Source organism: bacterium (assembly GCA_035528375.1).
Classification (GTDB): Bacteria; RBG-13-66-14; RBG-13-66-14; order RBG-13-66-14; family RBG-13-66-14; genus RBG-13-66-14.
The window spans coordinates 83,606-95,033 of record DATKYS010000031.1; the positions used below are offsets into that span (position 1 = coordinate 83,606).

Annotated in this window: 13 protein-coding genes; 12 read left to right on the forward strand and 1 reads right to left on the reverse strand. The window is 65.2% G+C overall.

Annotated features, from left to right (window positions below; all coding sequences use genetic code 11):
- Positions 1-9: 9 nt before the first annotated feature.
- Positions 10-957, reverse strand: coding sequence for an ornithine carbamoyltransferase (argF, locus tag VM054_02200; protein ID HUT97873.1), 948 nt, complete (start codon positions 955-957; stop codon positions 10-12).
- 155 nt (positions 958-1,112) lie between these two features.
- Here argF and VM054_02205 point away from each other — a divergent pair, with 155 nt between their 5' ends.
- The 12 genes from VM054_02205 to VM054_02260 all read left to right on the forward strand — a co-directional run bounded on the left by VM054_02205 (position 1,113) and on the right by VM054_02260 (position 11,316).
- Positions 1,113-1,772 (forward strand): protein-L-isoaspartate(D-aspartate) O-methyltransferase, encoded by a 660-nt coding sequence (locus tag VM054_02205; protein HUT97874.1) that lies wholly within the window; start codon positions 1,113-1,115, stop codon positions 1,770-1,772.
- Between the two features lie 8 nt (positions 1,773-1,780).
- Positions 1,781-2,212 carry a universal stress protein gene (locus tag VM054_02210; GenBank protein HUT97875.1) on the forward strand — a complete coding sequence of 144 codons (432 nt, stop codon included), beginning with the start codon at positions 1,781-1,783 and terminating at the stop codon, positions 2,210-2,212.
- Complete coding sequence (locus VM054_02215) at positions 2,212-3,450, forward strand: hypothetical protein (protein HUT97876.1); 1,239 nt, start codon at positions 2,212-2,214, stop codon at positions 3,448-3,450. The genes VM054_02210 and VM054_02215 overlap by 1 nt, the downstream gene beginning before the upstream one ends.
- Before the next feature lie 102 nt (positions 3,451-3,552).
- Positions 3,553-5,382, forward strand: coding sequence for an AMP-binding protein (locus VM054_02220; GenBank protein ID HUT97877.1), 1,830 nt, complete (start codon positions 3,553-3,555; stop codon positions 5,380-5,382).
- Positions 5,383-5,433: 51 nt separating this feature from the next.
- Positions 5,434-5,997: a hypothetical protein gene (locus VM054_02225; GenBank protein HUT97878.1), complete on the forward strand. Its 564-nt coding sequence runs from the start codon at positions 5,434-5,436 to the stop codon at positions 5,995-5,997.
- Between the two features lie 11 nt (positions 5,998-6,008).
- The gene (locus VM054_02230) at positions 6,009-6,572 is read left to right on the forward strand and encodes a hypothetical protein (GenBank protein ID HUT97879.1); all 564 of its coding nucleotides are present in this window, start codon (positions 6,009-6,011) and stop codon (positions 6,570-6,572) included.
- 10 nt (positions 6,573-6,582) lie between these two features.
- Complete coding sequence (locus VM054_02235; GenBank protein HUT97880.1) at positions 6,583-7,149, forward strand: hypothetical protein; 567 nt, start codon at positions 6,583-6,585, stop codon at positions 7,147-7,149.
- A 133-nt stretch (positions 7,150-7,282) separates the two neighbouring features.
- A complete protein-coding gene (locus tag VM054_02240; protein ID HUT97881.1) occupies positions 7,283-8,350 on the forward strand; it encodes an isocitrate/isopropylmalate dehydrogenase family protein in 1,068 nt (355 codons plus the stop codon).
- Between the two features lie 211 nt (positions 8,351-8,561).
- On the forward strand, positions 8,562-9,227 hold the full coding sequence (locus VM054_02245; GenBank protein ID HUT97882.1) for a V4R domain-containing protein: 666 nt from the start codon (positions 8,562-8,564) through the stop codon (positions 9,225-9,227).
- A 179-nt stretch (positions 9,228-9,406) separates the two neighbouring features.
- Positions 9,407-9,736, forward strand: a complete 330-nt coding sequence (locus VM054_02250) for a DUF3467 domain-containing protein (GenBank protein HUT97883.1) — start codon at positions 9,407-9,409, stop codon at positions 9,734-9,736.
- A 1-nt stretch (position 9,737) separates the two neighbouring features.
- Positions 9,738-11,012, forward strand: coding sequence for a 3-isopropylmalate dehydratase large subunit (locus VM054_02255; GenBank protein HUT97884.1), 1,275 nt, complete (start codon positions 9,738-9,740; stop codon positions 11,010-11,012).
- Between the two features lie 10 nt (positions 11,013-11,022).
- Entirely contained in the window at positions 11,023-11,316 is a 294-nt protein-coding gene (locus tag VM054_02260; GenBank protein HUT97885.1) for a hypothetical protein, read from the forward strand.
- Positions 11,317-11,428: the final 112 nt, after the last annotated feature.

Here is an 11,428-nt window from a genome sequence, read left to right on the forward strand (position 1 = left end):
CCGGTCGTCCTATCGCATCGTCATCGCCAGCACGGCCTTCTGGGCGTGTAACCGGTTCTCCGCCTGGTCGAAGATGGCCGAGTTGGGCAGGCGGCTCACGTCGTAGGTGAGCTCCTCGTCATAGACGGCCGGCAGGCAGTGCAGGATGACGGCGTCGGGCTTGGCCAGGTGGAAGAGGTCGGCGTTCAACTGGAAGGGGCGGAAGAGGTCCTTCGTCTTCGTGCCCTTCTCGCCCATGGACTCCCAGACGTCGGTGTAGACCACGTCGGCGTCCTGGACGGCGTCCCGGGGCCGGTTGCAGATGGTCAGCACGGCGCCGTGCCTGGGGCCGTTCTCCATCGCCCACTCGATGACCTCGTCGTACTCGTCTGGCGGCTTTTCGTCCAGAATCTCCGAGGGGCAGGCGATTTGGACGTTCACCCCGAGCTGCAGGCCGCCGAAAATCAGGCTGCGGGCCACGTTGTTGAAGTCGCCCAGGAAGACGAACTTCAACCCCGCGAAGCGCCGCTTCTTCTCCCAGACTGTCAGGAAATCTCCCAGCACCTGGCAGGGATGGGCCCACTGCGAGAGGCCGTTGATAACGGGGACCTGGGCGTGCAGGGCCAGGCCGGTCACGATCTCGTGGCCGAAGACGCGGGCCATGATGCCGTCCACATACCGGGAGAGGACCAGGGCAATGTCCTCGGTGGTCTCCCTCTTCCCCAACTGGATGTCGTCGGGACCGAGGTAGATGGCCCGGCCGCCGAGCTGGGCCATGCCGACCTCGAAGCTGACCCGGGTCCGCAGCGACGGCTTCTGGAAAATCATGGCCAGGGTCTTGCCGGCGAGGAGCGGGTGGGGTTGCCCCCGGTGATGCTCCAGCTTGAGCTGGTAGCCGGTCTCCACGAGCTGGAAAATCTCCTCGGGGGTGAGGTCCCTCAGGGAGAGGATGTGTCGCCCGCGCAGGTCTACGGCCAAGATGAACCTCCCGTGACTCTCCGGCGTCGAGGGCAGTATAGAGAGGGGAACCCGGACTGTCAACACCGCGGTGCGGCGTGGAAAGCGGACCGATTCTCTGGTACACTAAAATTCGGTACGGTGTACGACGGCCCTCTCAACGATTCGGGGTAGGGGTGGAGCGACGGAACTCCCTCGCCGCCGCTCGGAGCCGCATGGTCGAGCGGCAGCTCCGCGTCCGGGGCATTCGGGATGAGCGGGTTCTCGCCGCGATGGGCGAGGTGCCCCGGGAGCTCTTCGTCCCGAAATCGGAGGTCTGGGCGGCTTACGACGACCGCCCCCTGAGCATCGGCCACGGCCAGACCATCAGCCAGCCCTACATCGTGGCGCTGATGACCGAGCTCGTGGAGCCGGGGCCGGGGAAGCGGGTCCTGGAGATTGGCACTGGCTCAGGCTATCAGGCGGCCATTCTGGCGGAGTGCGGGGCGGAGGTGTTCTCCATCGAGTTGGTCCCCCAGCTCCACCGCTGGTCCCGGGTGAACCTGGAGACCGCCGGATACGCCGATGCGGTTCACCAGAGGCTGGGAAACGGCTATTCCGGCTGGCCCGAGGAGGCTCCCTTCGACGCGGCCCTTCTCACCTGCTCCCCCCAGGAACTGCCCCCGGCCATCGGCGGTCAGGTCGCCCCGGGCGGGAGCATCGCGGCGCCCATCGGCGGTTACCCTTTTCAGGAACTCGTCCTTTTTAAAGTCACCGGGAGTGGACTGTCCGAAAGTCGGGTCACCGGCGTCCTCTTCGTGCCTATGGTGGATGCCGATCCGAACATGGAAAGCTGAGGTGGGGTTTGTTCAAGAAAATCCTCATCGCGACGGACGGCAGCGAGTATTCCGTCCGCGCCGCCGAGGTCGCCTTCGACCTGGCGAAGAAGACCGACGCCCGGGTCCTCGTGCTCTCGGTGATAGACGCGGGCGTCCTGGGCGATTTCAGCGGCGAGTCGGAGAAGGAGCGCGCGCGGGTGGAGCGGGACATGCGCCTGGCCGCCGAGGGGAACGTGGAGTACGTCCTCAGGCTCGGGGCGGAGGTCGGCGTGGGGACGACGGGCCACGTGCTCACCGGCAGGCCCAACATCGAGATCGTCAACCTGACCAACAACGAGGCGGTGGACCTCATCGTCCTCGGAAGGCACCGGCGGCGGAGCATCGGCCGCATCATGAAGAGCGACCTGGCCGTCCGGCTCATGGAGGACCTGGACTGCTCCGTGCTGGTGGTGGTCTGATGCGGTCGGTCGGGTTGGTCATTCTCGTTTTCTCCCTCGCTGCGGCCGCGAACCCCCTCCCCGTGCCGGATGAGTTCAAGGACCCCGAGCCGCCGCCCCCGGAAACCTCCACCTTCGAGACGGACACCGTCTTCGAGGACTGCGGCTATTACCGCGTGGACGCCGTCCGGGAAGCCTCCGATCCCCTCAACCGCTTCGACGCCCTGGAGCTCCACTACATAGACGACAGCCTCTCCCCGGGAGTGGACTGGCACCTGCAGGACACCTACGGGGTGTGGGTCTACGACCCCGCGGGGTACTCAGAGCCGCTGGGCTATGACGCCCGCTTCGAGGACGTTGACGGGGACGACCGGCCGGAGTGCGTCGTCACCCTCCGGCGGGTCGAGACCGCCGGCAACGACGAGGTCGTCCTGGGATTCGGCCTCGACGGCTTCACCGTGGTCCGGGGGCTCGACGAGGACCTCGTCTCCCTTCCCCTGGAGCTGGACGGCGACGGGTATACAGTCGAGGCGCTGCGGCGCAGGTTCGGCTGGTTCGATCCCTTCGGGGAGGTCCGCCTCTACCGGCTGGAAGGGAGCACACGGGAAGGGCGCGTGCCGGTGGACGTCTACCCCGACTCCGACGAGACCGACTTTTACGGGGAGAGCCTGAGCCTGGAGGACTACACCGGCGACGGCCGCCCCGAGGTGGTCATCCCCACCAACACCGGCGGGAACGACGCGCTCATCTGTTTCGGTCTCGTCGTCCTGGAGCCCACGCCCGGGGGACTGACGGAGCTCTACTACGAGCCGATGCTGGCCCCCCTCGCCCTGGACGCCGACTCCGACGGCGTCACCGAAATCTTCTCCTTCACCGCCTACGCGCCCGACTTCGTCGTCGGACGGGCCTACCGGGCGAGCTTCATTGACCGGGTCTTCGTCTATGACGGCGGGCGCTACGTTCCCGGCGAGCTCGCCGATTACCGGGACTACCTCCTGGGGCGCGTGACCGAAGAAGAGGGTTACTACGGTAAAAGCCTGCTCGGCGACTACCCCGAGGCGGTCCTGTGCAGCGGCCAGTCCGTGCTGGCCCAACTGGCGGCGGCCGGGCTGGACGCCGAGTACGCCCGCTGGTGGGAGGGGCACCGGGAGGAACTGCGCGAGGCGACCCGAAAAATCCAGGACGGCGACTGGGCCGAGGTGGAGCGGGTCTTCTCCTCGCCGGAGGCCCTCCGCGCCGAGTGGGCCGGGGCGCGTTGAACGAACCACAACGTTTAGAGGCAAGGGGTTTAACCGAGCGAAGCGAGCTATGCCTCTGGCAAAACCCCTCGTCTCCATTTCAACTCCGACGACGGAGGATTGATGACCAAAAGCGCCTGCACGCCGGACCTTCTGGCTTACCCCGCCACGGTGGCCGAGCTGGTTGACCGTCGCGGGGAGAGCTATCCCGACGCGGATTTCCTCCTGGGCTACTTCGCCGGCGGGCTCAAATCCGTCGGCGGTCGCGAGTTTGTCCGGCGGGTCCTGGCGGCCAACGCCCACCTGCGGGGGCTGGGAGTGGAGAAGAGTACCCGCGTCGCGCTTCTCTCCTCCAACAAACCGGGCTGGGGCGTCGCTTTCTGCGGCGTGGTTTACTCGGGCGCCGTGGTCGTGCCCATAGACCCGCTCCTGACCCCCTCGGAGTACGGCCACATCCTGCGCGCCAGCCGGGCCCGGGTCCTGGTCGCCGAACAGAAGGTCTGCCTCGACGTGGACGAGCAGCGGGACCACTACCCCGACCTGGAGCACGTCATCGTCCTCGACGCGTGGGACCCGGCGGTTCCGGGCCGGCCGGTCCCCGACGTCGAATCCCCTACCACACGCCCTTCTCCGACCGACACCTGCTCCATCCTCTACACCTCAGGCACCACGGGCAAGAGCAAGGCGGTGCGCCTGGAGCACCGCAACGTCGTCGCCAACATCAAGCAGCTTTACCAGCGTGTCCACACAGGCCCCGGGGACACCTTCGTCAGCGTGCTGCCGCTTTTTCACACCTTCGAGAGCACCTGCGGCTTCCTGATGCCGCTCTATTCCGGCGCCCGGGTCATTTACGCCGCCAGCCTCAAGAGCCGCGACATCATCGCCGCGGTTCGCGACGGGGAGGGCACCCTCATCCTCGGCGTGCCGCTTCTTTACGAAAAGCTGCTGGCCGGAATCCACGACGCCGTTAAAAAGCAGCCGGCGCTCAAGCGGGCGGCCTTCTCCGCAAGCCTGGGGGTGGTAAAGGCCGGGCGGGCGGTGCTCAAAGTGAATTGGGGCCGGGGCATCTTCCGGGGCCTGCGCGAGAAGGCGGGTTTTGGCAAGATGCGGATCATGATGTCCGGCGCCTCCGCCCTGGATCCCGACGTCGCCCGCGGCTTCAGCCACCTGGGGTTCCCGCTCTGCCAGGGCTACGGCCTCACCGAGACCAGCCCCGTGGACGCGGTGGATTTCGCCGGGACACCGGACCTCCGGCCCGCCTCCGTGGGGCCGTGCCTGTGGGGCACGGAGGCGATGGTCCTGGAGCCCGACGAGGAGGGGCGGGGGGAGCTCTGTTTCCGCGGGCCCCAGATCATGCCCGGCTATCTGGACAATCCCGAGGCCGACGCGGCGGTCTTCTTCGAGGCCGACCCGCCGGCGGTGAAGATTTTACGCGACCGCCTCCTCTACGCCGCCGGGCCGGGGGTGGACCTGGTTCCCCCCGAGCATCGGAAATACTGGTTCCGCACCGGGGACATCGGCTGGCTGGACGCCGACGGCTACGTTTACATCGCCGGGCGGAAGAAGAACGTCATCGTCACCGCCGCCGGCAAGAACGTCTACCCGGAGGAGATCGAGGAGAAGCTGTCGCGCAGCCCCTTCGTCGCCGAGTGCGTGGTCCTGGGCCGCCGGAACGAAAAGACCGGCCGCGAGGACGTGTCGGTCGTCATCGTGCCCGACTACGAGCACTTCGAGCTGGGCGCCCGGGAGAAGGGCTACACGCTGGACCAGCACAAAATCCGCGAGACCCTGCGTCGCGAGGTGGGGCGCGTCAACGAGCAGCTCGCCTCCTTCAAGCGCATCAAGGACTTGGTGCTTCGCGACGAGGAGCTGCCCAAAACCTCGACCAAGAAGGTCAAGCGCTACCTCCTGGAGTGTGAGGCGGTTTCGGCGCCGCCGTCGAAGGCGGATTGACTTTCTGTTATACTGAAATCGGGAGATGCATCTTTTTCACGGGAGGGCGGCATGAAGTTGCGCTACCTTTTCCCCATCCTCTGTCTGGCGGTCATCCTCGCCGGCTGCGGGGGGGAGACCGAGCTCGACGACCAAACCTACGCCAAGTTGACCGTGGACCTCATGAAGGCCGGTTTCAAGGGCGCCGACGCCGACAAGGTTTTTCAGGACTACGGCGTCAGCCCCGAGCAGTTCGAGGACTACGGCAAGGCGCTTGAGAAGGACGCCGACCGCCAGCGGGCCGTGGCAGGTTACCTCAAGGACGAGCTGGGCGAGGATTGGGCCCAGTGGGGCGAGGCTCTCGGCCGGGGGATGGCGGAGATGGGCCTCCAGATGGCCGTGCTGGCCGCGGAGTTCGGCACGGTCTGCGTCAAGGCCATGACCGAGCTCATACCCGCCCTCCAGGAGGGAATCGGCGAGCTCACCACCGGCCTGGCGGAGAAGCTCGGCGAGCTCCAGGAGACCATTGACGAGAACCTGGAGAAGGTCGGCGAGAAGGTGGACAAGGTGAACGAGGCTCTGGCGGGCGATTCGGAGAAACCCGCGCCGGAGGGGGAGACCGAGGCGCCCCAGTAGTGGAGGTATAAATGCGCGCGTCTGTTTTCGCGGCGCTGGCCGCCGTGGTGTTTCTGGTATCCTGTTCCACCGGGACGGGTGGCGAAGAGGGCGTCCCGCACGACCAGACCACGGTCCTCGGGACGCTGAACCTTTTCCTGGATGTTTGGAACGACTGCGACATTGATACTTACAAGGGCCTGCTGGACGAGGACACCTTCACCTTCTACTTCGATCCCTCGGACATGGGGGGGGAACATGATATACCGCCCTCCTGGGGTTATACGGAGGAGATAACGGCGGTCACTAATTTATTCGAATACGTCGGAGCGGAGAACATAGACGTGGAGCTGGACCTCGAAGGCGTCACCGAGCCCGAGGAGGATGTGGTTACATACACGGCTAGGGATATTCCTTACCATGTTCGTGTGTATGTGGAGGCTGAGGAACACATTATTTACCTGGCCGTGGGTCTGCTCGACATGGAGCTCATGTATGCGGACGGCGGGTGGGTCATCACCGACTGGTGGGATAAGGTTCCTTATAGATTGTTGGTGGCGGAGACGACCTGGGGCGCGATAAAGGCCTGTTTCTAAGGAGTGGGAAATGGGCAAGTACGTTTCGATAGCCGCCGCGGCTCTGCTCATCTGCCTTTCTTGCACCACCAGCACGGACGGCGACGGCGACGGTTACGACACGACAACGGTCCTCGGGGTGTTGAATTTGTTCGTGGACGTGTGGAATGACGGGGACATGGACACTTATAGAGTCCTGCTGGACGAGGATGAGTTTACCTTCTACTTCGACCCTCAGGACGTGGGTGGGGGACATGATATACCGCCATCCTGGGGTTATACGGAGGAGATAACGGCGGTGACCAACCTTTTCAACGCCGTCGGGGCGGAGAACGTGGACGTGCAACTGGACCTCTCCGAGGTTACCGAGCCCGAAGAAGGGGTGGAGACCTATAAGGTCGAGAATATTGAGTACGAAGTCCGCGTGCACGTCGAGGAAGAAGACATAATCTACCCGGCCAATGCTTACCTCGACATGGAGTTCACGAAGGTGGACGGTCGGTGGGTCATCACCGAGTGGTGGGACAAGGCGAACATGCGCCTTCCTGGTATTGAAGAATGCACCTGGGGCGAGATAAAGGCTCTCTACGAGAAGTAATAGGCCGGTTCAGGTCTTTGTCACGGCACAGCGGGGCGGGTTCACCGCCCCTTTTTCATGGTTGCCGGGTTGAGAAACCCGTGCTAATATCCGCGCGTTCTCGAACGACCCCCCTTCACCCAAGGAGCTTTCAGTGGGCCACAAAATATGCCGCATACCGGGCGACGACACCGGCCACGACGTGATGCGGGCCGCCATGATAGTCTTCGACGCCCTGGACCTGGACATCGAGTGGGTGGACGCGGACGCCGGCTGGTGCATGTGGGAGGCCAAGGGGAACACGGTGCCGCCGGAGACCTGGGAAGCGCTGGAGTCCACCGACGCCTGCTACTTCGGCGCCATCACCTCGAAGCCCGGCGTCAAGGGCTTCAAGAGCGCCATCCTCCAGATTCGCCAACGCCTGGACCTCTACGCCAACATGCGCCCGGTCAAGGCCATCCCCGGCGTTCCGCTGAACTACCGCGACGACATAGACATGGTCATCTTCCGCGAGAACACGGAGGGGCTTTACTCTGCGGTCGAGGCGCGGCCCATGCCGAAAGAATTGGTGGGCATCCTGCCGAACCTGGAACGCTTCGCGGACCTGGACGACGTGGCGATTTCCTGCCGGGTGTTCAGCCGCCGGGGGTGCGAGCGGATCGTCCGCGCCGCCTTCGAGCACGCCCGGAAGTTCGGCCGCAAGCTCGTCACCGCCGTCCACAAGGCCAACGTCATCCGCGCCACCGACGGGCTCTTCCTGGAGGTCTTCCGGGAGGTGGCCGAGGAGTACCCGGAGATTAAGACGAGCGAGGAGAACGTGGACGCCACGGCGATGTGGTTCATCAAGAACCCGCAGTTCTACGAGGTCATCGTCACGACGAACATGTTCGGGGACATCATCTCCGACGAGGGGTGCCAGCTCGTGGGGGGGCTGGGCTTCGGGGCCAGCGCGAACGTCGGCGACTCCTACGGCGTTTTCGAGCCGAACCACGGCTCGGCGCCCAAGTACGCGGGCCGGTACGTGGTCAACCCCACGGCGACGATTCTGGCCGGGCGGTTGATGCTCCAGTGGCTGGGCGAGGAGCGGGCGGCGGAGCGCATCTGGAACGCGGTCCTCGCGCTCTACGCCGACCCCGGTGCGCCCAAGACCTACGACGTCGTGGGTCGGGATAGGGCCGCGGGCTCGTTGGAAGTGGCCGAGGCCGTCGCCGCGCGGCTTTAGCCGGTTTTTTTAAAAAAAGACGGGCATGGGGCGGGCTGACCCGCCCCTTTTCCGTGAATATTGTGGTTGATAATTACTGTAAGATTTGGTACTTTCTACCATGATTTAGGGACGAGGCCAACCGCGGCGGGTCCCGATGATGATTTTTCGGGGCACCCCCGGGCCGACCCTTTGACTGAACCACACCTTCTGCGTGAAAGGACGCCCGCGCATGGCCGAGCTGAAGTACGTCATCACGCCCGACGAGTACGCGCCTCTGTTCGCGAAGGCCGAGCGGATGATGGAGGAGTACTTCGCCACGCTGAAGCTCGACCCGGAGCGGAGCACCATCACGCTCAAGGGCACCGACCGGTACTCCCTCATCTTCGCCGCCGATTTCAGCTTCTACCTCCAAAAGAGCTTCAAGGACAAGTTCGGCGGCGCGGCCCAGTTCATCCTCTACGAGCTGGCCTACCAGATGGGGCGACAGGACTGCATCCGCTTCTGCGAGAACACCGGCGCCAAGGACCCCATTGACCGCCTGGCCGCCGGACCCGTGTACTTCGCCTTCACCGGCATGGCCAAGGTGGAGATTCTGCCCATCTCCAGACCCACCCCCGACGAGAACTACACCCTGGTCTACTACCACCACTACTCCTTCGAGGCCGAGAGCTACCTGGCCCACGGCCAAAGGACGAACCACCCGGTCTGCTTCATGAGCGCCGGATACTCGACGGGGTGGTGCTCCGTGGCCTTCGGACTGGACCTCAAGGCGGAGGAGCTCTCCTGCCGGGCGATGGGCGGCGAGCGGTGCCTCTTCGTGATGGCGCCGCCGCGGCACCTGGTCCAGCGGATAGCCGAGCTGCGTTCTCCGGGCGGTGTGGGTCTGCGGGTGTAGAGTCGCGCCTTCGGTGGGTTTTATCGCAAGGGGGTCCGCCGCGGACCCCCCTTTAGCGGTTTACCTTGAAACCGGGGGTCCAACTACCGCGGCGTTAACCGAACGATTCCCAGCGGCTTGCCTTGCGCCCGGGGTTTTGCTACGCTGGCGCCGAACCGAGCGAAAAGGGAGGCCCGAAGATGCAGGAAGGACCGGAAAAGCCGAAGAAGGTCCAGATTGACCTTCCCCCGGAGGTGGCCGCCGGGAAGTACGCCAACGCCGTCCACATCTCCGTCACGCCGGGTGAGTTCGTGATTGACTTCGCCCGGGCGCTGCCGGGGATGGGCAAGGTGCTGGTCCACAGCCGGATAATCCTCCCGCCCATCGCCGCCAAGGCCCTGCGCTTGCGGCTCGAGCAGGCGGTGAACGGTTTTGAGGAAAAATTCGGGGAGATCAAGCTCCCCGGGAACAAGAAGGGCAAACCGCCCTTCGATTACGGCGCCTTCGACGGCGACCCTACGGGAAACTGACTTGGGTGTTCTGACCTTCGCCGAGAAGTTTTTCTCGCGTCGGCTGGGGCGGGAGGTTTCTGGCGGGGAAATCGTCACCGCCTCGCCGGATGTGGTCCTCTCCCACGACAACACGGCGGCCATCATCGCCAACTTCCGGGCCATCGCCGGCGAGGAGGCCCGCGTCCACCGGCCGGAGCGCATCGTCGTCGTCCTGGACCACACCGTGCCGGCGCCGGGGGAGAAGGAGGCGTCGAACCACGACAAAATCCGCCGCTTCGTCGCGGAGCAGGGTATCGCCGCCTTCTTCGACATCGGCCGGGGCGGCGTCTGCCACCAGGTGCTCCCCGAGCTGGGGTTCGCCAGGCCGGGCCGGCTCATCGTGGGCAGCGATTCCCACACCCCGACCCACGGGGCGCTGGGCGCCTTCGCCTGCGGGATTGACCGCACGGAGACGGCGGGGCTGTGGATCGCCGACGAGACCTGGTTCAAGGTGCCGGCGAGCATCCGCTTCGACCTCGCGGGTACGCTCCCCGAGGGCGTTTACGCCAAGGATTTAATCCTGACCCTCATCGGGCGGATCGGGGCCGCCGGGGCGAATTACATCTCGGTGGAGTTCGACGGACCGGGGCTCACGGGCCTGACCGTGGACGACCGGCTGACCGTCTGCAACCTGGCGGCGGAGATGGGGGCCAAGAACGCCGCCTTCCCCGTGGACGGCGTCGCGCGGGCCTGGATGGCGGAGAACGGCGTTTCCTGGAGGGAGGAGGACGCCCTGTGGGCCGACGAGGGGGCGCAGTACCACTCGCGGCACGGGGTGGACCTCGGCGCTCTCGTGCCCGTAGTCGCCCTGCCCCACCAAGTTGACAACGTCCACCCGGTGGCTGAAATCGCGGGCCGGCCCTTCAACCAGGGGCTCATCGGCACCTGCACCAACGGGCGCCTCTCGGACCTGCGCGAGGCGGCGCGGATTCTCCGGGGGAAACAGGTGGCTCCGGGGATACGGCTCCTCGTCCTGCCCGCCAGCGAGCGGGTCTACGCGGCTGCGCTGGCCGACGGGACGCTTGCCGCGCTCCACGACGCCGGTGCGGTGATTCTCAACCCCGGCTGCGGGCCGTGCCTGGGGGCCCACGAGGGGGCCCTGGCGCCCGGCGAGGTCTGCCTCTCCACCGCCAACCGCAACTTCAAGGGGCGCATGGGCTGCAAGGAGGCCCAGATAATCCTGGCCTCGCCCGCCACCGTGGCCGCCTCGGCCGTGGCCGGCGTGGTCACCGACCCACGGGAGACGTTTAACTAAGGGGGATAAGATGGGCTGGACCTTTTCGCCGGTGAACGGCAAAGTGTGCCGTTTCCAATGGAACGGTGCGCCAACGGATGTGATCGCCGACGGCGACAAAGTTACCTGGAATTGCCCCAACTGCGGTCTTCCACTTCTCTTTGTATACCAAAAAGGACGTCTTGGATCACATTATGAAAGCCCTGTCTTATGCAATCAATGCAAGCGTGATTTCTACCTGGAACCATCATATGGTTCTACTCCCGAGCCGCCGATAGATGAGGATCGTCATCCGGCGCCGATTATGACATTCCATCGAAGATGAGTACCGGACACCCGGAACTTCAAGGGGCGGATGGGCTGCAAGGAGGCCCAGATAATCCTGGCTTAGCCCGCCACCGTGGCCGCCTCGGCCGTGGCGGGCGTGGTCACCGACC